The sequence below is a fragment of the Demequina iriomotensis genome (assembly GCF_000971395.1).
Classification (GTDB): domain Bacteria; phylum Actinomycetota; class Actinomycetes; order Actinomycetales; family Demequinaceae; genus Demequina; species Demequina iriomotensis.
In genome coordinates this window covers 172716-196212 of sequence record NZ_BBME01000011.1, presented here as the reverse complement: position 1 = coordinate 196212, position 23497 = coordinate 172716, and the positions used below count along the sequence as shown (strand labels likewise).

Annotated in this window: 21 protein-coding genes; 10 read left to right on the top strand and 11 right to left on the bottom strand. The window is 72.8% G+C overall.

All coding sequences use genetic code 11. The features are described 5' to 3' along the window. The first annotated feature begins 24 nt into the window (after window positions 1-24). A complete protein-coding gene (locus AOM09_RS06135) occupies window positions 25-1059 on the top strand; it encodes a LacI family DNA-binding transcriptional regulator (RefSeq protein ID WP_062385660.1) in 1035 nt (344 codons plus the stop codon). After that, entirely contained in the window at window positions 1056-1961 is a 906-nt protein-coding gene (locus AOM09_RS06130) for a carbohydrate kinase family protein (protein ID WP_062385658.1), read from the top strand. The genes AOM09_RS06135 and AOM09_RS06130 overlap by 4 nt, the downstream gene beginning before the upstream one ends. On the opposite strand, the gene AOM09_RS06125 is transcribed toward AOM09_RS06130, so the two are convergent. The 3 genes from AOM09_RS06125 to glnA are packed head-to-tail and all read right to left on the bottom strand — an operon-like array spanning window position 1958 to window position 7177. Next, window positions 1958-2833 carry a hypothetical protein gene (locus tag AOM09_RS06125; protein WP_062385656.1) on the bottom strand — a complete coding sequence of 292 codons (876 nt, stop codon included), beginning with the start codon at window positions 2831-2833 and terminating at the stop codon, window positions 1958-1960. The two genes, AOM09_RS06130 and AOM09_RS06125, sit on opposite strands and share 4 nt — an antisense overlap. Next, a complete protein-coding gene (locus AOM09_RS06120; protein WP_062385654.1) occupies window positions 2830-5832 on the bottom strand; it encodes a bifunctional [glutamine synthetase] adenylyltransferase/[glutamine synthetase]-adenylyl-L-tyrosine phosphorylase in 3003 nt (1000 codons plus the stop codon). The genes AOM09_RS06125 and AOM09_RS06120 overlap by 4 nt, the downstream gene beginning before the upstream one ends. A gap of 10 nt (window positions 5833-5842) precedes the next feature. Further along, window positions 5843-7177, bottom strand: coding sequence for a type I glutamate--ammonia ligase (gene glnA / locus AOM09_RS06115; protein ID WP_062385963.1), 1335 nt, complete (start codon window positions 7175-7177; stop codon window positions 5843-5845). A 74-nt stretch (window positions 7178-7251) separates the two neighbouring features. Between glnA and AOM09_RS06110 the strand changes: the two genes are divergently transcribed. Together AOM09_RS06110 and panB are read left to right on the top strand one after the other, a co-directional pair. Then, on the top strand, window positions 7252-8898 hold the full coding sequence (locus AOM09_RS06110; protein ID WP_062385652.1) for an NAD+ synthase: 1647 nt from the start codon (window positions 7252-7254) through the stop codon (window positions 8896-8898). 370 nt (window positions 8899-9268) lie between these two features. Beyond that, complete coding sequence (gene panB / locus AOM09_RS06105) at window positions 9269-10075, top strand: 3-methyl-2-oxobutanoate hydroxymethyltransferase (RefSeq protein WP_062385651.1); 807 nt, start codon at window positions 9269-9271, stop codon at window positions 10073-10075. Window positions 10076-10111: 36 nt separating this feature from the next. Here panB and AOM09_RS06100 read toward each other — a convergent pair whose 3' ends face one another. Continuing rightward, entirely contained in the window at window positions 10112-10312 is a 201-nt protein-coding gene (locus AOM09_RS06100) for a hypothetical protein (RefSeq protein ID WP_062385960.1), read from the bottom strand. Between the two features lie 31 nt (window positions 10313-10343). On the opposite strand from AOM09_RS06100, the gene map reads away from it, so the two are divergent. Genes map through AOM09_RS06085 form a run of 3 tightly spaced genes read left to right on the top strand, consistent with a single transcriptional unit; the run spans window position 10344 to window position 12694 of the window. Next, on the top strand, window positions 10344-11225 hold the full coding sequence (gene map, locus AOM09_RS06095; protein WP_062385649.1) for a type I methionyl aminopeptidase: 882 nt from the start codon (window positions 10344-10346) through the stop codon (window positions 11223-11225). After that, a complete protein-coding gene (gene ppgK, locus AOM09_RS06090; RefSeq protein WP_062385648.1) occupies window positions 11222-12061 on the top strand; it encodes a polyphosphate--glucose phosphotransferase in 840 nt (279 codons plus the stop codon). Before map ends, ppgK begins: the two co-directional genes overlap by 4 nt. Before the next feature lie 30 nt (window positions 12062-12091). Then, window positions 12092-12694 (top strand): GNAT family N-acetyltransferase, encoded by a 603-nt coding sequence (locus tag AOM09_RS06085; RefSeq protein WP_062385646.1) that lies wholly within the window; start codon window positions 12092-12094, stop codon window positions 12692-12694. Window positions 12695-12716: 22 nt separating this feature from the next. Here the strand turns inward: AOM09_RS06085 and AOM09_RS06080 are convergent, their stop codons facing one another. Continuing rightward, a complete protein-coding gene (locus AOM09_RS06080) occupies window positions 12717-13370 on the bottom strand; it encodes a PadR family transcriptional regulator (protein ID WP_062385644.1) in 654 nt (217 codons plus the stop codon). Between the two features lie 248 nt (window positions 13371-13618). Between AOM09_RS06080 and AOM09_RS06075 the strand changes: the two genes are divergently transcribed. Continuing rightward, window positions 13619-15430, top strand: coding sequence for an AMP-dependent synthetase/ligase (locus tag AOM09_RS06075; protein ID WP_082098891.1), 1812 nt, complete (start codon window positions 13619-13621; stop codon window positions 15428-15430). Window positions 15431-15433: 3 nt separating this feature from the next. Here the strand turns inward: AOM09_RS06075 and AOM09_RS06070 are convergent, their stop codons facing one another. From AOM09_RS06070 to AOM09_RS06060, 3 genes are all read right to left on the bottom strand, one after another. Further along, window positions 15434-16447: a GmrSD restriction endonuclease domain-containing protein gene (locus AOM09_RS06070; protein WP_082098890.1), complete on the bottom strand. Its 1014-nt coding sequence runs from the start codon at window positions 16445-16447 to the stop codon at window positions 15434-15436. 68 nt (window positions 16448-16515) lie between these two features. Next, complete coding sequence (locus AOM09_RS06065; protein ID WP_062385640.1) at window positions 16516-17568, bottom strand: zinc-dependent alcohol dehydrogenase family protein; 1053 nt, start codon at window positions 17566-17568, stop codon at window positions 16516-16518. A 24-nt stretch (window positions 17569-17592) separates the two neighbouring features. Continuing rightward, on the bottom strand, window positions 17593-18054 hold the full coding sequence (locus AOM09_RS06060) for a MarR family winged helix-turn-helix transcriptional regulator (protein ID WP_062385637.1): 462 nt from the start codon (window positions 18052-18054) through the stop codon (window positions 17593-17595). Window positions 18055-18135: 81 nt separating this feature from the next. Between AOM09_RS06060 and AOM09_RS06055 the strand changes: the two genes are divergently transcribed. After that, complete coding sequence (locus tag AOM09_RS06055) at window positions 18136-18573, top strand: thioredoxin domain-containing protein (protein WP_062385635.1); 438 nt, start codon at window positions 18136-18138, stop codon at window positions 18571-18573. A gap of 13 nt (window positions 18574-18586) precedes the next feature. Here the strand turns inward: AOM09_RS06055 and AOM09_RS06050 are convergent, their stop codons facing one another. Next, entirely contained in the window at window positions 18587-19987 is a 1401-nt protein-coding gene (locus tag AOM09_RS06050; RefSeq protein WP_062385633.1) for an O-antigen ligase family protein, read from the bottom strand. A 124-nt stretch (window positions 19988-20111) separates the two neighbouring features. Between AOM09_RS06050 and AOM09_RS06045 the strand changes: the two genes are divergently transcribed. After that, entirely contained in the window at window positions 20112-20987 is an 876-nt protein-coding gene (locus tag AOM09_RS06045; RefSeq protein ID WP_369346042.1) for an oxygenase MpaB family protein, read from the top strand. A 115-nt stretch (window positions 20988-21102) separates the two neighbouring features. Here the strand turns inward: AOM09_RS06045 and AOM09_RS06040 are convergent, their stop codons facing one another. Continuing rightward, on the bottom strand, window positions 21103-22005 hold the full coding sequence (locus AOM09_RS06040; protein ID WP_062385631.1) for an endonuclease domain-containing protein: 903 nt from the start codon (window positions 22003-22005) through the stop codon (window positions 21103-21105). A 220-nt stretch (window positions 22006-22225) separates the two neighbouring features. Further along, window positions 22226-23461: an LCP family protein gene (locus tag AOM09_RS06035; RefSeq protein WP_228375074.1), complete on the bottom strand. Its 1236-nt coding sequence runs from the start codon at window positions 23459-23461 to the stop codon at window positions 22226-22228. Window positions 23462-23497 lie beyond the last annotated feature (36 nt).

The window sequence follows — 23497 nt, the reverse complement described above, 5'->3', positions numbered from 1 at the left end:
GGGCCGCGACGGAAGGAGCCGAGGGTGGCGACGATCCAGGGTGTCGCCGAGCTCGCGGGCGTGTCCACCGCCACCGTCTCCCGCGCGCTCGCCGGCAAGTCGACCGTCTCGGACACGACGCGGCGGAAGGTCGAGGACGCCGCACATCAGCTCGGCTACGTGGCCTCGGCCACCGCATCGTCTCTCGCCTCGGGCCGGACGCGGAACGTCGGCTTCGTGCTGCCCGTGCTGGGCAGCTGGTACTACGGGAGCGTCCTCAAGGGCGCGAACCGCGCGCTCGCGGACGCGGGCTACGACATCACGCTGTACCACCTCGAGGACACCGACCGGCATCCGGAGCGCCGCGAGCGGCTGTTCGCGGAGTTCCTCCAGCGCAAGCGCGTCGACGCCTTCATCGCGGTGTCGGTCGAGCTGACGGAGGCCGAGCTCACGCGCATCCACGGCCTTCGCAAGCCGATGGTCGGCGTGGGCGGCCCGCTCGCGGGCGTCACCACGTTGAGCCTCGACGACCGCGCGGTCGCCCACCTCGCCACCTCGCACCTGACGTCGCTGGGCCACCGCAGCATCGGCTACATCGGCGGCGAGGAGGCGGACAACCTCGACTTCCAGCTCCCCCGGCACCGCCGCGAGGGCTACGAGGCGGCTCTCGCGGAGGCGGGGATCTCCGCCGACCCGCGTCACCGCGCGATCGCGGACTTCACCATCCAGGGCGGCTACGAGGCCGCGAAGCAGCTGCTCGGCGACCCCCGCGTGCATCCCACCGCGATCTTCGCCGCGTCGGACGAGATGGCGATCGGCGCGATCCTCGCCGCCCGCGACCTGGGCCTGCGCGTGCCTGAGGAGCTGTCCGTCATCGGCATCGACGGGCACGAGCTCGGCGAGTTCTTCGAGCTCACGACCGTGGACCAGCACCCCGTCGAGCAGGGGCGCCTCGCCGCCGCCGCGCTCCTCGCGGAGCTGCGCACCGGCGCCGCCGGTGCCGCCGGCGTCGCCCTGGAGCTGCCGTACGAGCTCAAGGTGCGCCGCAGCACCGCGGTCCCCCCGGGCGAGCGCGCGTGACCGACCTCGACGTGCTCGTGGTCGGGCCGACCAGCGAGAACCTCATCGTCGCGCTCGACCGCCTCCCGCGTCCCGAGCCGCACACGGTGGTCGCCGAGTCCTCGACCACGGTGCTCGGCGGCACCTCCGCGGGCAAGGCGCTCCACCTCGCCGACCAGGGCGTCGCGGCGGCGTTGCTCACCACGCAGGGCGACGATGCGACGGGCGAGTCGCTCGTGGCGGTCCTGCGCGCGTGCGGGGTCGACGTGCGCGCGGTCCGCACGTCCGGGCCGAGCGAGCGTCACCTCAACCTCATGTCCGCCCGCGGCGAGCGGGTGTCGATCTACCTGCACGCGGCGGCCGAGGTCGACGACGAGGAGATGCGCCGCGCGCGAGCGACCGCGCGCGAGGCCCTCGCCCACGCGCGCGCCGTGTTCCTCGACCTCGCGGACCTGTCGCGGGCGCTCATCCCCGAGGTCACCGCGCTCGCGCGCGAGGTGTGGGTCGACGTCCACGACTACGACGGTGCCGAGGCGTACCACCGACCGTTCATCGAGGCCGCCGACGTGGTGCTGATGAACGGCGACCGCATGACGAACCCCTCGGTCTATCTGCGCGGCCTGGTCGAAGGCGGCAAGCGGCTCGCCGTCTGCACGCTCGGCTCGCGCGGGGCGATCGCGGTCGGCTCCGACGGCTCCTTCGCGCGCGTCGAGGCGCCCCGCGTCGACGTGGTCGACCCCAACGGTGCGGGCGACGCGTTCGCCGCCGGGGTGATGGCGCACGCGCTGAACCTCGGCGGTGCGGCGTCGCTCACGGGAGACGCCCTGTGGGAGGCGCTCGAGGCGGGATCCGCGCAGGCCGTGCGCGCGCTGGGCAGCCGCCAGCTCTCGCCGCTGCTGGAGCAGGCGCCGCCGGTCTCCTAGGCGTCCCGCCGGCGCGTGAGGAGCGCGAAGGCGAGCGCCAGCGCGCACACGGCGAGCCCGACCAGCGCGACCACGCCCAGGCGCGCCTCGAGCACCGCCATCGTCTCGTCGGTGACGATCTCGAGGAGGGCCGCGCCGGCGGAGCCGTCCGCTCCGCCGGGCAGCGCACGCGCGAACCCCTCGACGCCCCACCACTGGAGCAGCAGCCACAGCCCGCCGGCGATGACGCCGACGGCGAGACCCGCCTTCGCGACGAACCACCGGGTCCGATGCGTGACCACCAGCCCGACGACGATGCAGGCGATGCCCGCCACGAGCCCCCACGACTGCGCGAGCTGCGCGTACCTGTATCCCGTGCGCACGGTGTCGAAGGCGTCCGCGCTCATGACGCGCACCGGGATGGGTGCGACCACGACGTCGGGCGCCCGCTCCCCCACCACCGGGACGTCGTCGATCCGGCCGTTGACGTAGTCGGAGACGTCGACGTCGATGAGCAGCGGAGCGGACGCGCGGTCCTCGGCGGTGACCTCGGCCTCGAACTGCGCACGCGCGCCGTCGATCTGCGCGAGCACGGCCGCGTGGAAGTCGTCGGTGCTCGCCTCGTCCTCGAGCAGCCCCCGCACCGCGCCGTCGAGGCCCAGCCGCTCGAGGTCGACGCCCGCGTCCGCGAGCGCCTCGAGCGCGCCGTCGGCGACCGCACGGGCGATTCGCGCGGACACCGCGTCGTCATCGAGCGCGCGCTGGGCGATGCCGTGCACCACGGTGCCGTCCTCGACGGCGCGCACCACCACCCCGCTGACCGCCCACAGCGCGATGAGCGACGCGCCGAGCACGATGAGGAAGGCCGCGGCGACGGTCCGCAGCCCTCTCATCGCGCGTCCTCGTCCCACCCGAAGAACAGCCGCTCCGTGACCGCGCGGGCGCGCCTCGCGTTGCGTGAGTACTTCTCGTCGAGCTCGGAGCCCGTGAGCGAGGTGCCGAGGATCTCCGCGAGCACGCCGAGCTCGCGCAGGTCCGGCGGCAGCACATCGGTGTCCCGTGCGTTGCCGCGCAGCGCGAGCGCCCCCCGCAGGTCGGTCGCGAGCACCCATGCGGAGCGCAGCCGGGTCGCGTCCGGGCGCGCGATGAGGTCGAGCCGGGCCGCCGCCTCGAGCGCGTCGAGGGTGATGGTGGTGCGGAGCTCCGGGTGGGCATGGCCGTGCCTCAGCTGCGTGAGCTGGACCACCCACTCGACGTCGGAGAGCCCTCCCGGACCCAGCTTGAGGTGACGGCGCGGGTCGATGCCGCGCGGGAGCCGCTCGGCCTCCATGCGAGCCTTGAGCAGGCGCATCTGCTTGAGCGCGGTGGCGGGCAGCTCCACGGGGTAGCGCACCCCGTCGATCATCGCGAGGAACGCCTCCCGCAGCTCGAGGTCGCCCGCGCACGGGCGTGCCCGCAGCAGCGCCTGCGCCTCCCAGGGGTCCGACCAACGGCCGTAGTACTCGGCGCACGAGCGCAGCGAGCGCGCGAGCGGCCCGTTGCGGCCCTCCGGGCGCAGATCCGCGTCGATCGCGAGCGGAGGCTGCGGTCCCACCTTCTGCAGCAGGGTACGGATCTCCTGCGCCATCTGGACCGCGATGGCCTGGCCGTCGGGGGTGTCGCCGTCCCACACGAACTGGACGTCCGCATCGGAGGCGTAGCCCATCTCGAGGCCGCCGTAGCGCCCCATCGCGATCACGGCGAAGCGGATGGGGAGCTCGTCGAGGCCCCGCGCCTGGGCGACGGTGTGGCGCGCGACGCGCAGCGCCCCCTCGATGAGCATGTCCGCGCTGTGCGACACCGCGAGCGCGGCCGCCGAGGAGTTGATGAGGCCGAGCGTGTCGGCGGCCGCGACGCGCGACAGCTCGCGCCGGCGCAGGCCGCGCAGGGCCGTGAGAGCCTGCGCCGGGTCGTTCGACCGCCGCAGCACGGCGTCCGCCTCGCCCCACAGCCGCGCGTAGTCGCGCGGGACCAGGTCCTCGTCGCGGTCGAGCCACGTCACGGCCTCGCCCCCGGAGGCGAGCAGCGCCCGCGCCACGTACTGCGAGGTCGACAGCAGGCGGGCGAGCCGCTCCGCGGCCGTGCCCGAGTCCCGCAGCAGCTTGAGGTACCACTGGGAGGAGGACAGCTGCTCGGAGAGCTGGCGGAACGCGAGCAGGCCCGCGTCCGGGTCCGCGCCCTGCGCGAACCAGCCGATGAGCGCCGGCATCAGCTGACGCTGGATCGCGGTCGAGCGCGACACACCCTCGGTCAGCGCCTGGATGTGGCGGTACGCGCCCGCCGGGTCGACGAAGCCGACGGCCGCGAGGCGGGCCTTGGCCGCCGCATCGTCCAGCCGCGCCTCGTCCGCGCTGAGGCGCGCCACCACCGGCAGGATGGGCCGGTAGAACATCTCGAGGTGCATCGCGCGCACGTCGCGCCGGATGTCGGTCCAGACCTCGTCCATGTACTCGACCGTCGCGAAACCGCTCGCGCGCGCGAGCACGCGGCGATCGTGCGCGTCGTCGGGCATGAGGTGGGTGCGGGTGAGCTTGCGCAGCTGGAGACGGTGCTCCCACACGCGGAGCTGGCGATACGAGCGGTCCATGGTCGCCGCCTGCGGCCGGCCCACGTAGCCGCCGGCGCGCAGGCGTGCGAGGGCCTCGAGGGTGCCGCGCACGCGCAGCGACTCGTCGGCGCGGCCGTGGACCAGCTGGAGCAGCTGGATGGTGAACTCGACGTCGCGCAGCCCGCCGGGTCCGAGCTTGATCTGCCGGCCCGCCTCCGCGGCGGGCACGTGCTGCTCGACGCGCCTGCGCATCGCCTGCGCCGACTCGACGAAGCCCTCGCGCTCGACCGCGTTCCACACCATCGGGTGGAGCCGCGCGACGTACTGCTCTCCCACCTCCGGGTCGCCCGCCACCGGACGCGCCTTGAGCAGCGCCTGGAACTCCCACGTCTGCGCCCAGCGCTCGTAGTAGGCCACGTGGCTCGCGAGGTTGCGCACCAGCGGACCGTCGCGGCCCTCGGGTCGCAGGTTGGGGTCGACCTCCCACAGCGCGGGCTCGACGCCCATGCCCGAGCACGCCTTCGCGGCGGCCATCGCGAGGCGCGTGGCGACCTGCAGGGACCGCGCGTCCTCGACGCCGTCGGCGGGCTCGGCCACGTAGATGACGTCGACGTCGGACACGTAGTTGAGCTCGCGCGCGCCGCACTTGCCCATCGCGATGATCGCGAGCCGGGTCGCCGCGTGATCGGGCTCGTCGTGTCGCGCGATCGCGAGCCCGGCCTCGAGCGCGGCCCCCGCGAGGTCCGCGAGCGCGGCGCCCACCGCCGGCATGAGCGTCGGGGGCGTGCTCTCGTACAGGTCCGCGGCGGCGATGCGCATGAGCGCCCGCCGGTACGCGATCCGCATCGCGGCGTGCCCGTCGGCGCCGCCGACCGTCGCGACCGGCGCCGCGTCGCCGGGGTCCGCGCCGACGGCCTCGAGGAGCGCCGCACGCGTATCGACCACGGTGAAGGGTTCGTCGGCGGGCCACGCCTCGAAGTCGGCGACCAGCTCCGGGTGGCGGACCAGGAAGTCGCCGAGCGCGATCGAGCCGCCCAGCAGCACCCCCAGCCGCGCGCCCGCCGGGGACGATGCGAGGCGCACCAGGGTGTCCAGGCTCCCGTGGGCGCGCGCGGACTCGGCGAGGCGCAGCAGTTGCAGCAGCCCCGTGTCCGGGTCCGCGAGGTACGAGACCGCCGTCGCCGGGTCCTCGAGCTCGATGCCTGTGAGCTCGAGGATCTCGGCGACGAGCCGTTCGGCGCGCGCGGGGTCGTCGACCCCGGCGCGCCTCAGCTTGGTGGTGAAGGAGACCTCGCGTGCGCTCACGGCGCTCCTGTCAGAGCACCGACAGGTACGTGTCGAGCTCGTACGGCGTCACCTGGGCCCGGTACGCCTCCCACTCCGCGCGCTTGTTGCGCAGCACGAAGTCGAAGACGCGCTCCCCCAGGGTCTCGGCGACCAGCTCGGAGCGCTCCATCTCGACGATCGCCTCGGCGAGCGACGTGGGCAGCGGCTCGTAGCCGAGCGCACGACGCTCCGCGTTGGACAGCTCCCACACGTCGTCCTCGGCGCCGTCCGGGAGCTCGAGACCCTCCTCGATGCCCTTGAGCCCGGCGGCGAGCAGCACCGAGAAGGCGAGGTACGGGTTGGCGGCGGAGTCCATGGCGCGGTACTCGACGCGCGCCGACTGGCTCTTGCCCGGCTTGTGCACGGGCACGCGCACCAGCGCCGAGCGGTTGTTCGAGCCCCAGCACACGTAGGACGGCGCCTCGGCGCCTCCCCACAGCCGCTTGTAGGAGTTGACGTACTGGTTGGTGATCGCCGTGATCTCGGGCGCGTGCCGGAGCAGGCCCGCCATGAACTGGCGCGCCGTCTGCGACAGCCCCATCTCCGCGCCCGCCTCGTGGAACGCGTTGCGGTCGCCCTCGAACAGGCTCATGTGGGTGTGCATGCCCGATCCGGGCGCCTCGAAGAGCGGCTTCGGCATGAAGGAGGCGAACACGCCCTGCTCGAGCGCGACCTCCTTGATGACCGTGCGGAACGTCATGATGTTGTCCGCCGTGGTGAGCGCGTCGGCGTACCGCAGGTCGATCTCGTTCTGGCCCGGGCCCGCCTCGTGGTGGCTGAACTCCACGGAGATGCCCATGTTCTCGAGCATCGTGATCGCCTCGCGGCGGAAGTTGTGCGCCGTGCCGCGGGGCACGTTGTCGAAGTAGCCGGCGCGGTCGACGGGGACCGGCTGCTGGCCCTGCTCGAACTGCTTGAACAGGTAGAACTCGATCTCGGGGTGCGTGTAGAAGCTGAAGCCCTGATCCGACGCCTTGTCGAGCGTGCGCTTGAGCACCTGGCGAGGGTCGGACAGCGCGGGCTCGCCGTCGGGCGTGTAGATGTCGCAGAACATGCGCGCCGCGCCCTGGCGCTCGCCGCGCCACGGCAGGATCTGGAAGCTCGCGGGATCCGGCTTCGCGATCATGTCCGCCTCGTACACGCGCGTGAGGCCCTCGACCGCCGAGCCGTCGAAGCCGATGCCCTCGGCGAACGCGTTCTCGAGCTCCGCCGGCGCGATGGCGACCGACTTCAGGATGCCGAGCACATCCGTGAACCAGAGCCTGATGAAGCGGATGTCGCGCTCCTCGACGCTGCGGAGCACATATTCCTGCTGCTTGTCCATGGCGCCCATCTTGCCCCATCCGTGTGTCGATCGTGTGTCCTGGCGGCGCGCGCCGCGCACCCTACGCTTGACCCATGTCCGACCTTCGCATCGCGCTCGCCCAGATCAACACCTGCGTGGGCGACATCGCTGGTAACGCTTCGCTTGTGCTCGACCGCTGCCGCGCCGCGCACGCGCTCGGCGCGCACGTCGTGGCGTTCCCCGAGATGACCACCACCGGCTACCCGATCGAGGACCTCGCGCTGCGGGAGAGCTTCCAGCGCGCGGCGGCACGGTCCGTCGAGGACATCGCCGCCGCGCTCGTCTCCGAGGGGCTGGGCGGGCTCACGGTGATCCTCGGGACGCTCGGCGTCTCGCGCGCCGGCCGGCCCTTCAACCAGGCCGTCGTCATCACGGGCGGCGCGGTCGCCGCGCGCTACAACAAGCACCACCTGCCCAACTACGGCGTCTTCGACGAGCGGCGCATCTTCGCCGCGGGAGAGGACCCGTGCATCGTCGCCCCCGGCGGCTCCCCCGTGGGCGTGGCGATCTGCGAGGACATCTGGCAGGACGGCGGCACGGTCGCGCAGCTCGCCGGCAACGATCTGCGCCTGCTGGTGGTGCTCAACGGCTCGCCCTTCGAGGAGGGCAAGGGCCACACCCGCGTCGAGCTCGCCGCGCGACGTGCGCGCGAGGTGGGCGCACCCGTCGCGTACGTCAACCTGTGGGGAGGTCAGGACGATCTGGTGTTCGACGGCCACTCGTTCATCGTCTCCGCCGCAGGCGAGGTCGTGGCCTCGGCGCCGGGCTTCACCGACGCGATGATCCTGTGGGACGTGCCGGCGGCGGGCGAGCCCGCGGCGCCGTCGGGCATCGCGCCCCGCGAGGACCTCGACGAGCAGACCTACTGGGCCTGCGTCACGGGCCTGCGCGACTACGTGGTGAAGAACGGCTTCCGCTCCGTGGTGCTGGGCATGTCCGGCGGCATCGACTCGGCGCTCACCGCGGCGATCGCGGCCGATGCGATCGGCGGCGAGAACGTCGTGGGAGTGTCGATGCCGTCCGAGTTCTCCTCCGAGCACTCGAAGGACGATGCGGCGGACCTGGCCAAGCGCCTGGGTGCCGACTACCGGGTCGAGCCCATCGGGCGGCTCGTCGACGCGTTCCAGGACCAGCTGGCGCTCACCGGTGTGGCCGAGGAGAACCTTCAGGCGCGGCTGCGCGGCGTCATCCTCATGGGGCTGTCCAACCGCGAAGGCCACCTGGTGATCGCGCCGGGGAACAAGAGCGAGCTCGCCACCGGGTACGCCACCATCTACGACGCGGGCTCGATCGGAGGGTTCGCACCGCTCAAGGACCTCGACAAGACGCGCGTGTGGCAGCTCGCGCGCTGGCGCAACGCCTATGCGGCCGCGCGCGGCCAGGTGGAGCCCATCCCGGAGAGCTCGATCACCAAGCCGCCGAGCGCCGAGCTGCGCCCCGGACAGACGGACCAGGACTCGCTTCCCCCGTACGAGGTGCTCGACGAGGTCCTCGACGCCTACGTCGAGCACGCCGAGGGCCGCGAGGAGCTGCTCGCGCGCGGCTTCGACCCCGCCGTGGTCGACCGCGTGCTCGCGCTCGTCGACCGGGCCGAGTGGAAGCGCCGCCAGTACCCGCCGGGCCCCAAGGTCACGGCGCTCGCCTTCGGCCGCGACCGTCGCCTGCCGATCACGAGCCGCTGGCGCGAGCTCGAGGCGTAGCCGCCACCCGGCCGCCCCGCCCCACCTCGCCACCCCGCCCCCTCGCCCGCCCTCCCTCGCCCGCGACCCTCGCCCGCCCTCCCTCGAAATGGGGCGTTCTCGGTCGCTTTCGCTTGCCCCCTGCGCGCCATGGGGCATCCGCGGACGCACGCCCCGTCGACGCGCGGCCCGTCGGTGTCCGCATCGCGTCCGAGTTCTTCACTCTCCGCTGAAGCACGCACGTTGTGCCGCCGCGCGCACGCCCACCCGCATCGTGGTCCCGACCCGCGATTCAGCTCACGCTGAACAAGCGGATCAGCGCGCACACCATCCCCCGCGGCGCCGCCCGCCCGAGGACCACCAGGGTCTCGCCTCGTGAGAAGGTGGGCACATGACTCGCAAGAAGGTCCGGATCCACCACTTCAAGGAGATGAAGCAGCGAGGCGAGAAGATCGCCATGCTCACCGCCTACGACTTCCCCACCGCGCGAGCGTTCGACGTCGGCGGCGCGGACATCCTGCTGGTGGGCGACTCGCTCGGCGACAACATGCTCGGCATGGACTCGACCGTCCCCCTCACGCTCGACGAGATGATCCCGTTCGCGCGCGCCGTCGTGCGCGGTGCCGACCACGCCTTCGTGGTCGCCGACCTACCGTTCGGCTCCTACGAGGTCTCCCCCGAGCAGGCCGTCGAGTCCTCGATCCGCATGGTCAAGCTCTCCGGGGCGCACGCGATCAAGTTCGAGGGCGGGCGCCGGATCGCGCGCCAGGTCAAGGCCGTCACCGACGCGGGCATCCCGTTCTGCGGCCACCTGGGCTTCACGCCGCAGTCCGAGACGGCGCTCGGCGGACGCCGCATCCAGGGCCGCGGCGAGCACGGCGTCGAGGAGCTCGTGGCCGATGCGCTGGCGCTGCAGGAGGCCGGCGCCTTCGCGGTGGTCCTCGAGATGGTCATCGCGCCGGCCGCCAAGGCCGTGACGGAGGCGCTCGACATCCCCACCATCGGCATCGGCGCGGGCCCGGACACCGACGGCCAGGTGCTCGTGTGGCTCGACATGGCCGGCGTCGGCGACTGGCACCCGCGCTTCTCGAAGCAGTTCGGCACGGTCGGCAAGGCGATGACCGATGCGGCGGCCGCCTATGTGGGCGAGGTCAAGGACGTCTCCTTCCCCGCCGCCGAGCACACCTTCGACAGCTGACGTCGCCGCGCATCGTCCTGCGCCTGTGCCGGGAGGCTAGGAGCGGCCACCCCAGCGGTCGTCATCGTCGTCCCAGGACTCGCTCCGATGCTTCGCGATCTCGAGGGCGCCGGCCGCCTCCTCGGCGGTCGGATAGGGGCCCATGAGGTGCTCCCACGAGCTCTGCCGGCCCTTCTCGACCTTGCCTGTGGTGGTGTTGAACCAGTACTCAACCGGGTCGTCCGCTCCGTTGGACATGCGCATCGCCTCCGTGAATAGACTGCCAGGCATGAGCCCTGTACGCGAGAAGGTCACCAAGGGCGCCGTGTCCCCGTGGCGTGAGGTCCCCCAGTCCATCGCCCGTCCCGAGTACGTCGGCAGGAAGCGCGCCGCGGAATGGCGCGGAGGCGACGTCCACTCCGCCGAGACCATCGAGAAGATCCGCATCAGCGCGAAGATCGCCGCGCAGGCGCTGGCCGAGGTCGGCCGCCACGTCGTCCCCGGCGTCACCACCGACGAGCTCGACCGCATCGGCCACGAGTTCGTCCTCGACCACGGCGCCTACCCGTCGACGCTCGGCTACCCCGGCGCCGCCGGTCGCCCGCCCTTCCCCAAGGCGCTGTGCACCTCCGTGAACGAGGTCATCTGCCACGGCATCCCCGACTCGACCGTCATCGAGGAGGGCGACATCGTCAAGGTCGACATCACGGCCTTCAAGAACGGCGTCCACGGCGACAACTGCGGATCGTTCATCGCGGGCGAGGGCTCCGCGGAGGCGCAGAAGCTGGTCGAGGTTACGCACGAGGCCATGATGCGGGGCATCAAGGCCGCGCAGCCGGGCCGCCAGGTCAACATCGTCGGCCGCGTGATCGAGAAGTACGCCGCACGGTTCGGCTACGAGTCCGTCCGCAGCTACACCGGTCACGGCGTGGGACCCGCGTTCCACACCGGCCTGATCATCCCCCACTACGACGCCGCGCCCCACCACGACGACGTCATCGAGGTGGGCATGACATTCACCGTCGAGCCGATGCTGTGCATGGGCTCCGAGGAGAGCCACGAGTGGGACGACGGCTGGACCGTGGTCACCGACGACGGCTCGTGGGTCGCGCAGTTCGAGCACACCATCGTCATCACGGAGACCGGACCGGAGGTTCTGACGCTGCCATGAGCAAGAACATCGCGATCGGAGTGGACATCGGCGGGACCGGCATCAAGGCCGCACCCGTCGACCTCAAGACGGGCGAGTTCACGGAGGACCGGTACCGGATCCCCACCCCGCAGCCGTCCACCCCGGACGCGATCGCGCGCACCGTGGCGAAGGTGATCGCGAAGTTCAACCCGCCCAAGAAGGTCCCGATCGGCGTGGCCTTCCCCGGCGTGGTGCAGCACGGCATCGTCAAGACCGCGGCCAACGTCGACGACTCGTGGATCGGCACCGACCTGCGCGCGATCATCCGCGACTACGCGGGCCACGATGTCCACGTCCTCAACGATGCGGACGCCGCGGGCTACGGCGAGTACAAGTTCGGCGCCGCGCACGGCCGCAGCGGCTCGATCCTCATGACCACGCTCGGCACGGGCATCGGCACCGCGATGATCGTCGACGGCACGCTGGTGCCGAACCTCGAGCTGGGCCACATCATGATCGACGGGCACGATGCGGAGGACCGGGCGGCCGAGTCCGCGCGCGACCGCTACGGCTACGACTGGGACCAGTGGATCGAGCAGCTCCAGAAGTACTACTCGGAGCTCGAGCGGCTGCTGTGGCCCGACCTCATCATCGTCGGCGGCGGCGTGTCGAAGTCGCACCACATGTTCCTGCCGAAGCTGCGCCTGCGGGCGCCGATCATCCCGGCGGACCTGCTCAACGGCGCCGGCATCGTGGGCGCGGCCGCCGCGGCCGCCGCCGAGGCGCGCCGCGAGAACGAGGAGGCCAAGGCCGTCGAGAAGGCCAAGAAGAAGGCGGAGAAGCGCGCCGCGAAGAAGGCCTCTGCGTCGACGTGACGATGCGCGGCAGGCCCTAGGCTCCCAGCCATGGCCTTCCACGACGCTCCCCTGCTCGAGCACCCGCTGGTGCGTCTCGAGCCGCTGTCACCCGCGCATCGTGACGACCTCGCGGCCGCGGTCGCCCCGGGCGAGCTGTGGCGGACGTGGTACACGCGCATCCCCTCGCCCGAGCAGATGGGCGAGGAGATCGAGGCGCGCCTCGCGGCCCACGCCGAGGGCCGCATCGCCGCGTGGGCGGTGATGGACACCGCCGCGGGCCGCGCCGTCGGCATGACCACGTACCTCAACCTCGACCCGGTCAACGGCCGGCTCGAGATCGGCAGCACGTGGCTGGGCCGCGAGGCTCACGGCACGGGAGTGAACCCGGCGATGAAGCTGCTCCTCCTCGCGCGGGCGTTCGACGATCTGGGCTGCGTCGCCGTCGAGCTGCGCACCCACTGGCACAACCACCAGTCGCGCGCGGCGATCGCCCGCCTCGGGGCGCACCAGGACGGCGTGCTGCGTCAGCATCAGCGCTGGCACGACGGCACGCTGCGCGACACCGTGGTGTTCTCGATCCTCGACCGCGAGTGGCCGGCGGTGCGCAGCGGGCTCGAGGCGAGGATCGCGCCGCGCCTCGAGACGCTGTGACGGGGACGATGCCCGGGTCGGCTCAGCCCGCGTCGTCGGCGAGCAGGCGGTAGAGGTCGCGGCGGGCGGCCGCGAGGATCGCCACCGCCTTGTCCGCGAGCTCGCCGTCACCGTGACGCGTCACGTGGATCGCCGCGTCGCGCAGGCCGCCCATCTCGCGGCGCAGCGCGATGTCGCGCTTCTCCCGCTCGTCGACCTCGAAGAGCGCGTCGAGCTCCGCGGCGTGCTCCTCGGTCCAGGCCGTGCCGGCGTCGGTGAGCGCCGCGGTCTTGCGACCCTCGACCACCTCGATCGTCACGAGACCTTCGTCCTCGAGCGCCTGGAGCGTCGGGTAGATCGAGCCGGGGCTGGGCACCCAGGCTCCCCCGCTGCGCTCCTCGATCGCGCGGATGAGGTCGTAGCCGTGCCGCGGCTGCTCCGCGAGCAGCAGCAGGATCGCGGCGCGGATGTCGCCGCGCGGACGGCCGCCGTGACGGCCTCGTCCGCGCCCGCCCGGTCCCGGGCCGGGACCGCCGTGACGGCGACCGCGCGGGCCGGGGCCCTCCGCATCGTCCGGGTGGCCGAACCCCCCGCGACGTCCCATGGCGCGCCCGCCGCGGGCCTCGGGCATCTCGGCCCACTCCGGGCCGAAGCCGCGCATCCCGCGCGGCGAGTGGTGCTGGTGCGTGCTCCTCATGAGCCGCTCCTCTCGTTCGTTCCTATCGTTGCTCGATCACGATATATCGCGACATACGAGAACGCAAGCCCATGACTCCGCCGGCGGGCGCGGAACCTGCCGCGACACGCCGCGGATGGCGGCACGATGCGGGGCTCGGCGGGTGCGCCGACGCACGCTCCGTGCGCGGTCGAGAGGGGCGCGAGGACACGTCGCGACATAGGACCTACGGTGCCGTAACTTACGTTTCCGTAGCCTACGATCGTCCTATGAGCCAGTCCCCCCTCGCGGAGTCGACAACGCCGTTGATGATCCGCACCGCCGACGACTACACGTTCACCTCGCTCCTGCGCGACCGCGTCGAGGCGGACCCCGAGCGCACGTTCGCCGAGTACAAGGACGAGTCGGGCGCGTGGGTGAAGGTCTCCCGCGCGCGCTTCCAGGCCGACGTCTCCGCCGCTGCCAAGGGCCTCATCGCGATGGGCGTCGCGCCCGCGCAGACGGTGGGCCTCCAGGCCAACACGCGCTACGAGTGGACGGTCCTCGACTTCGCCATCCAGGCGGCCGGCGCGATCACGGTCCCGGTGTACCCGAGCTCGTCGGCGCACCAGCTCCAGTGGATGTGCGACGACGCGGGGCTGACGTTCCTCATCGTGGAGACCGAGGCCATGGCGCAGGTCGCCCGCGACCTCGAGGGCACCCGCCGCCTGCTCGTCATCGACGGCGACGAGGAGCCCGCGCTCGACGTGCTCGCCGAGGCCGGCGCGACGGTCGACGACGCCACCCTCGCCGCCGCCACCGCGGACGTGCGCGCGGACGACGTCGCGACCATCGTCTACACGTCAGGCACCACGGGCCGGCCCAAGGGCGTCGCCCTCAACCACCGCGCCTTCGTGGAGCACGCGCTCAACGGCGCCGCGCACCCGGACCTGGGCACGCTCGCCCACAACGACGCACGCATCCTGCTGTTCCTGCCCCTCGCGCACGTCCTCGCGCGCCACGTCGAGGTGCTCGCGCTCGCATGCGAGGCGGTGCTGGGCTTCGCGCCGACGCACAAGACCCTCGCGAGCGACCTGCGCACCTTCAAGCCCACGTGGCTCATGGCGGTGCCGCGCGTGCTCGAGACCTTCTACAACGTGGTCGACGAGCGCACCGGCGGCGGCGTGAAGCAGAAGCTCTTCCGCTGGAGCGCGTTCGTCGCGCGCAAGGTCGACGAGGCCCGCGGCCGCGGCGGCCACGGCATCGTCCTGCGTGCCCAGCTCGCGATCGCCGACGCGCTGGTGCTCAACAAGGTCCGCGACGCGCTCGGCGGCAACCTGCGCCACATCGTGTGCGGCGGCGCCCGTCTGGTGCCGCGCGTGTCGCACTTCTACGGCGGCCTCGGCATCGCCGTGATGGAGGGCTACGGCACCACCGAGATCGCCGGCCCCATGACCATCAACCCGCCGTCCGACGTCCGCGTCGGCACCGTCGGCTTCCCGTACCCCGGCGGCACCGTGCGCATCGCCGAGGACGGCGAGGTCCTCGCGCAGGGCCCGAACCTCTTCGTCGGCTACTGGAACAACCCCGAGGCCACCGCCGAGGTGGTGACCGACGGCTGGTACCACACCGGCGACCTGGGCTCGATCGACGCCGACGGCTACCTCAGCATCACCGGTCGCAAGAAGGAGATCCTGGTGACCGCGGGCGGCAAGAACGTCCAGCCCGCGAGCCTCGAGGACGCGATCCGCCCCTACGCGCTCATCCAGGAGGTCGTGGTGGTGGGCGACGGCAAGCCGTTCATCGGCGCGCTGCTGTCGATCGACGAGACGATGCTGCCCGGGTGGCTCAAGTCCAAGGGCCTGCCGTCGATGACCGCCGCGGAGGCCGCCGAGCACGCGACCGTGCGCGAGCACCTCCAGCACATCATCGACCAGGCGAACGCCCTGGTGTCGCGCGCCGAGGCGATCCGCGAGTGGCGCGTGCTCCCCCGCGAGCTGTCCGAGCACTACGAGGAGATGTCCGCCTCGCTCAAGGTGCGCCGCAAGCAGGTCGAGGAGCACTTCGCCGACGTCATCGCCGGCATCTACGCGAAGGCCTGAGCCTCACCGCTCGCACACGATGCCGTCAGAGTCGCCATCGCGGTACCACGCGTACTCGGGATCCTCGCCCTGGACGTACGGGCCGTAGCCGGCCGCGATGGCGTCCTTGCAGTAGGGGAACTGCGGATCGGTGGACGATGCGGCGGGCGCCTCAGTCTTCCGCGGCGCCGGCTCGGCGCTCTCCGCGGGCTGCGGCCCGTCGCCCACGCCCGTGGCGATGACGGGCTGATCGCCGGGCTCCGGCAGGGCCTGCTCCGGGCAGGTGTCGAGCACCAGGAGCATGGCCTCGAGCTCGGCCTGCGTGACCCACAGCCCGTACTTGGTCTTCACCGCCACCTGACGCGCGACGTACTCGCAGCGGTAGGCCTTGTGCGACGGGAGCCACGAGGCGGCGTCCGCGTCGCCCTTCTGCCGGTTCGCCCCCGCGTCCACGGGCTCGAGATTGAGCGGGTCGTTGGCGAGCGCGACGCGTTTCGCATAGGGCCACCTCGAGGCACCTTTCTGCCACGCATCCGACAGCGCGACCATGTGGTCGATGTCGACCTCGCTCGCTCCCCCGCGCTCGAAGCGGATGAGCGTCCCCGTGTACGGATCGTCGAGGTCGCCCGACAGCACGGTGCAGGCGCCGTCCAGGACCGTGTCCGTGAGCCGCAGCTGGAGCATGTCGTTCCTGGTGTCGCACCCGTTGTGATCGACGTCCGCCCACGCCGCGCCGAACTCCTCGCGCGAGTAGCCGGTCTTCGCGGCGCGCCCCTTCACCGTGAGGGCGAGCGCCGCGTTGTACGCGGTGCCCTGGGTGATGCGGCTCGCGGTCGGGCTCGCCGAGGGCGCGGCGGAGGCGCTCGCGACGGCGCTCTCCCCCGGTGCCGGCGCGGCGGTCACCGTCGCGCTGGGCGACGCGGTGGCGCTCGGGACGCCCGGCAGCGTGCCCGTGTCGGCGGGGCCCGCGCACGCCGCGAGCAAGGCCGCCGCGGCGGCGAGCAGGACGATGCGGCGCGGGCGCGTGACGGCTGCCATGAGACTCCCTCGGCGTGGTGGCGGTGCCCGCGACCCTACCGCGCGGCCACGGCGCCGCCCTCGAGGCGCTACGGGCGCAGCAGCACCTTGGTCGCGGTCCGCTCGTCCATCGCGCGGTACGCGTCGCCGGCGCGTTCGAGCGGCAGCTCGAGGTCGAAGACCGCCCCGGGCTCGATGCGTCCGTCCATCACCTCAGGCAGGAGCTCGTCGATGTAGCCGCGCACGGGCGCGACGCCGCCGCGCACGCCCACGTTCGTGTCGAACATCCGGCGCACGGGGAGCTCGGGGCCGCCGTTGGGCACGCCCACGAACCCGACCTGCCCTCCCGGCCTGGCCGAGCGCAGCGCCTGGTCCATCGACTCCTTGGTGCCGACGCATTCGAGCACCACGTCGGGACCGATCCCGTCGAACATGTCCTTGAGTCGCGCGATGCCCTCGTCGCCCCGCTCGGGCACGATGTCGGTCGCGCCGAAGCGTGTCGCGAGGGCCTGCCGCGCCGCGTGGCGCGACATGGCGACGATGCGCCCCGCGCCGAGCCGCTTCGCGGCGATCACGGCGCAGAGGCCCACCGCCCCGTCGCCCACCACCGCCACGGTCGACCCCGCGGTGACGCCGCCGGAGATCGCCGCATGATGACCCGTGCCCATGACGTCGGAGAGGGTGAGCAGGCCCGGCACCAGCGCATCGTCCGGCATGCCGCCGGGCACCACGGCGAGCGTCCCGTCCGCGAGCGGCACGCGCACGCGCTCGCCCTGACCGGCGTCCGCGAAGCCCAGCGTCGCGGTCTCGCTCCCCCACCACCCGCCGTCGAGGCAGTGGACCGTCATGCCGTTGCGGCAGTTCACGCACGTGTTGTCGCACTGGTAGAACGGCGCGATCACGAAGTCGCCGGGCCTGACGAGCGCGACCCGCTCCCCCACCTCCTCGACCACGCCGACGAACTCGTGCCCGATGCGTCGCGGCGCCGCGACCGCGGTGACGCCGCGGTAGGGCCACAGGTCGGAGCCGCACACGCACGCGGCGACCACGCGCACGATCGCGTCGAGGCCGGTGCTGAGCACCGGATCCGGGACGTCCTCGACGCGGATGTCCCGCTCGGCATGGATGAGGGTGGCGCGCATGGGTGCTCCTGTGTCTCGTCGTGTCTAGGGTCGGGGGGTTCCCGCGAGCCGGGCGAGGCCCGCGCGCAGCGCGTCGACGGGCTGGTCCCCCCACGCCTCGCGCCACTCGAGCTCACGCCCGCGCATCACCTCCGTCGCGCGGGCGCAGAACGCGGCGCCCGCCTCGGTGAGGGCGACCAGGGACGCACGGCGGTCGGCCGGGTCGGGCCGCACCGCGACGATCCCGGCCGCCTCGAGGTCGCGCACGAGCGCGGCGACCGCCTGGCGCGTGTGGCCGATGCGCGGGGCGAGATCCGCGACACGGCTCCCGCCCGCGTCGAGCGCGGCGATCACCGGCACGTGGGCCGCGCGCACGCCCGAGGCGCCGTCGGGATCGATCCGTGCGAGCGCATCGTCGGTGACGGCGCGTGCGGCCTCCACGAGCAGCCGACCCAGGTCGTCGTGCGCGGCAGCGGCGAAGGCGGCCAGCTCGGCCTCGTACGTCAACGCGCCTCCCGCGACATCGGAATAGGCAACCCGCCTGCCTTGTTGCGCAGGTTGCTTGCCCATCTAGCGAACGGAGTTCCGATGACCACCCTATCCGCGCCCCTCGCGCCCGGCGACGCGCTCCCCCGCCTCTCCCTCGTGTCGCCCGCGGGCGAGGCCGTCGCGCTCGACGCGATCGCCGCATCGTCCCCGCGGACGGTGTTGTACTTCATGCGGACCTCGACCTGCCCGGTATGCCACCAGCACCTGCGGGCGATCTCCCGCATGGGGCTCCCCGTCACGGTGATCGTGCCCGGCGGCGCGGCCGAGGCCGATGCGGTGGCGCGGCGTCATCCCGCGCTCGCGTCGCGCATCGTCGCCTCCGAGACGGCCCATGCGGACGTCGGGCTGTTCGTGAGGCACGGCCTGCAGCAGTCGGGGACGTTCGTGGTCGCGGACGGGCGCATCGTCCACGCGCGCCACGCGACGGTGCCGCTCGGCGCGTTCGACGCCGGCGAGGTGCGCGCGGCGCTCGAGTGAGGCGCGGGCGCCGTCAGACCGGCGGGCGCGTGAGGACGGTGACGGGGTCCTCCGCCTGCGCCACGTCGTCGGACGGCGCGCCGGTGCGCACGAGCGCGGGATCCACGATGGTCAGCGTGAAGACGCCCGGGCCCGAGACGAAGAGCACCACGAGGAGGAACCAGCCGCCCTCGACCAGCAGGCGCGACTCCGTGAGCGCCTGCAGCGCGAGCGCGGCCGTGAGCAGCGCCCAGCCGAGCGGGATGTAGGTGTCGCCACGGCTCGCGCGCTCGACCAGTCGCCAGGCGCTGCCGAACGACAGCACCACCATGACGATGAGGAGGACCAGGCCGATGAGCCCGAGCTGGAGCCACGCGTCGAGGAAGGCGTTGTGCGCGTGCGCCGCGACCACGCCGGCCTTGTCGACGATGGTCGAGTACGGCTCCTCCCAGATGGGCCAGTAGCCGACGTACCCCCACCCCTCGGGACGGTCCCAGGCGAACTGCACCACCTGGTCCCAGATCGCGGTGCGATGGGTCGCGTCGGGGCCGCGGTCCACGAGCGCGAAGATCTCCTCGCGGAACTTGAGCGTGAGCACCGCGACCACCGCGGTGACCGACAGCACCGCGAACGACAACCGCCGTTTGTTCGACGGTCGCGCGCGCCGGATCATGAGCGCCGCGACGGTAAGGCCCGTGAGGTAGACGGCGGCGACCGAGACCGTCGCGGAGTCCGTCAGGAGGTGCACCACCAGCGCGAGCGCGAGCGTGAGAACGCCGTCGAGCACGCGGATGCGGCGCTCGAGCAGCAGGATCACGGCGACGATCGCCGTGAACAGCGCGAGCGCGGCGAAGGGGTTGCGGTTGCCGACGAAGCCCTGGATGGGTCCGCCGACGAGGAGGTTGTCGCGCGACCACGTGATGGGCTCGCCGCCGCCGTCGACCTTGGCGATGCTCGACAGGTCCGTCGCGAGCGGCGTGAGGTCGTGGCGCACGACCAGCGCGACGAACAGCTCGAACAGCATGCCCCCGACGAGGCTCGCCTGGAGGCCGCGGTAGAAGAAGGCCATGAACTGGCCGCGGGACGTGCCCCGTGCGATGAGCACCGCGATGAACGTGGTCGCCGCGAGGACCACCACGGCGAGCACCGAGACGGCCGGCGTCGCCGACCACAGGATGCTGAGCGCCGCGAGCGCGACGAACGTGCCGATCAGCGGCGGCACCCGCAGGCGCCCCACGAAGCGGCGGAAGCTCACGGTCACGGCCGCGATGGTGAGCACGCATAGCAGCGAGTACAGCGGCACCCCGAGGAGGTAGCGGAAGCCCTGGCCGGAGAACAGGAGCACCACGGTCCACACCGTGACCCACGCGCGGGCGCGCTGGGAACGGGTCCGCGCGTACAACGTCGCGACGTCGGCCGTGGTCGGCTTGCGCATGCACTCTCCTGTTCCGGGGACGGGTGGTGATCCCGCGACGGCGGCGCGCATCGGCCGCCCTCGTGGTCAGCTCACAGCTGAGCGAGACCGGCGCGCCATCCTAACGCGGGGCGATACTGACAGCGTGACCCCCACCACCCGTCCCGTCGAGCGCGTGCGCGCGCGGATGGGCGCCGCGCTGTTCGCGAAGGTGGGCGGCGACGACGGCCCCGCGATCCGCGCGCGGGTCCACGAGACGCCCGGGCCGCGGTGGTTCCCGCCCGGCTCCGCGATCCGCGCCGTGCATGGCGACGCGTCGATGTACGTCGGCGGGGTGCGCGCGCTCCTGCTCCAGTCCCTGCATCCGCTCGCCATGGCCGGCGTGGCCGGACACTCCGGCTACCGCTCCGATCCGTGGGGCCGGCTCACGCGCACCGCGACATTCCTCGCGTTCACCACGTTCGGCACCGTCGCGGACGCGGAGGAGACGGTCGCGCGGATCCGCGCGGTCCACGAGCGCGTGCGCGGGCGCCTGCCCGACGGGCGCGAGTACCGGGCGTCGGACCCGCACCTGCTGCGCTGGGTCCACATCGCCGAGGCCGACTCGTTCCTCGCCGCGCACGACCGGTACGGGCTCCATCCGCTGACGGCCGCGCAGCGCGACGAGTACGTCGCTCAAGTCGCGGAGGTGGGTCGCCGGCTCGGCGCGGGCGTGCTCCCGGCGACGGTCGCGGAGCTCGCCTCCGCGCTCGAGGCGTACCGCGGGGAGCTCGAGGCGACGCCGGCGGCGCTCGACGCGGCGCGGTTCCTGCTGCGCGAGCCTCCCGTGTCGCGCGCGCTGCGCCTGCCGTACGGGATGCTCGCGTCCGGCGCGGTGGCCCTGCTGCCCGAGTGGGCCCGGGCGGCGCTGGGCCGCGACCGGTGGTCGACGCGGACCCTGGGACCGCTCGGCGGAGGGATCGCGACGCGCGCGATCCGGTGGTCGGCGCGCGCGACGCGCCCCACGCGCAACGTGGACTGAGAACCCGGTCACCCGGCCGTCCTGCGCACCCCGGCTCCGGCCCCTCTCCACCCCGGCTCCGGCCCCTCTCCACCCCGGCCACCCCGAACCTGGCGGAATCGTGTCGGCCGCGACCTCAGGAACCCGGCAACCTGGACGGATCGTGCGCCGCGCGGCGCTCCAGCACCGCCAGCACAGTGGCACGACACCACGCAGGCCGCCGCATCACGTCGTTGTAGCTCAACCGCACCGTCTGGATTCCCAATGTCGCGAGGTCAGCGTCGCGCCTGATGTCCTGTTCCCGCTGCTCGCCGGGCTCATGGAACTCTGACCCGTCCAGCTCGACCGCGGTGCGGGTATCCGGGTCGTACATGTCGAGGTGCGCCACCCTCCCGCGCACGACGACCCGATGCTGACGCACGAAACGCGCGAACTCGCGAGCAGCGAAGGTCGAGGTCAAGCCCTCATGCTCGAGAAAGCTGTGAGCCCCGGCCTCGAACGCCTCGACCAGCGCGATCAGGCCGGCCCGGTCCCGAATCCTCGGCGTGCCCTCCATCGCGCTCCGCAGCTCCGCCGGACTGGTGACCCGGCGTTGAAGCGCTCGCAGCACACCTCCGACCCGGTCGCGTTCGCGGCCCCGGCACCACAGGTCGATCGCCGCGTGCGCCGGCATCGCGATGTCGAGCTCTCGCCAGCGGACCGCGGGCGGCGGGTGCGGCCGACGGACGAACCCGAGCCACTCGACATCGAGTCCGTGGCGTGCCTCGGGGATCACGAGGTCGATACGCGCGGGCGGCCGCCCGCCAGCACCTGCGAGGAACAGCGCCGCCGCGCCGGTGATGACGCCGTGCGTCGCTGCGACCGCGGCGTGGGTGCGCGCCAGCCACGATTCGGCATGTGCCGCCGAGGCATAGCGGCCCGGCAGGACCGCGACGATCTCGCCCGTGGCGATCGCGGTGCGCACCTTCGCGCTCGTGGTCATGGCGATCAGCTCCCCGCGCGTGAAGGTCGCGGCGCCCGCGTGGACGCGGTCGGGCATGCGGGCGAGGATCCGTGGTTCACGCATGCGCGAAGTGAAGCGCGCCGCCGGGCTCCCCGGCGGGGTGTTGCCGACGCACGGGGAATGGGAGGTCGTCGCAGAGGGCTGGGGGCCACGGCGGCTCACACGATCGGACCAGATTCAGCCCACGCCCGCGCCAGAATCGACACGCATGATCCAGGTTCTGCTCGGGTCGCGAGACCCGCGCCCGGCTTCGGCGCTACTCGACCCCGCCGACCTCCGTGCCGGGCTCGTAGGCACCCTCGCGGATGTCCTCCCAGAACTGCGGCGACAGATCCGGGTCGAGCAGCACGGTGGAGCCCACCCCGGCGACGCTGTAGCCCATCGACGCGATCGGCGGCGTGCCGCGCACCGCGTCGCCGCCGCGCCCGGAGTTGAACGCGAAGGCCACCTGCGCGAGGTCGAACGGTCCGGCCTCCTCGTCCACACGGAAAGCGTCGAGCCCGGCGCCCACCACGGGGACCAGCTGGAACGGGTTGAGGATGGTCGCGGGGCTCAGGATCTCGTCGGCGACCTTGGCGACCACCTGCTGCTGCCGCTCGGCGCGGCCGATGTCGCCCAGCGGATCCGAGTACCGCATGCGCGCGAACGCCAGCGCCGTGTCGCCGTCCGCGACGTGGCAGCCGGCCTTCCACTTGAGGCGGCTGAGCTTGTCATTCACCGTCTCGTCGTAGCACAGGCGCACGCCGTCGAGGGCGTCGACGATGTCCGCGACACCCGTGAACCCCACCTCGAGATAGCGGTCAACCGTGAGCCCGGTGAGGTCCTCGACCGTCTCGACCAGGAGCTGGGGGCCTCCCCAGGCGAACGAGGCGTTGATCTTGTTCGCACCGTTGCCGGGGATCTCGACATACGAGTCGCGCGGGATGCTGATGAGCGCGGTGGGGCCGGACTCCGGCTTGTGCAGCACCATGATCGTGTCGGTGCGGGCGCCCTCGGTGCCGTCGTCGTCCCAGCCCTCGCGCGAGTCCGAGCCCACGATCAGCGTGGTCAGGCCCGGGGTGTCCGGCGCGCCGCTCAGCGCGTCCACGTGGTTGATCTGCGAGTCGACCCAGAAGTAGAAGATCACCAGCAGCGTCGCGAGGATCGCGAGCAGCGCGAGGAGCGTGTTGCGCACCGGGTGGCGCTTGCGGCGGCGCGTGGCGGGCGCGGGTGCCGGCGCCGATGGCGCCGTTCGCTGCGGAGCGGACGATGCGGGACGCGCCTGGGCGGGCGCGGCCTGAGCTCGCGCTGCCTCCCCGCGCCCCGGCAGCGACTGCGGTCGCGTGCTCGGCAGCGGGGCGCGCTGCCCGGCCGCGGGCCGCGTGGTCTCGCGACGCACCGGCTGCGCAGGCCGCGCCGTCCCGGGGCGCTCCTGGCCGCTGCGGGGCTGGATCGAGGGCGGCATGCGGCGATCGTTCGCGCCGCCGGGGTTGCCGTCGCGGTCGTCTGTCACGTTGCGTAGGGTATCCCGTTCGCGCCTGCAGACCCG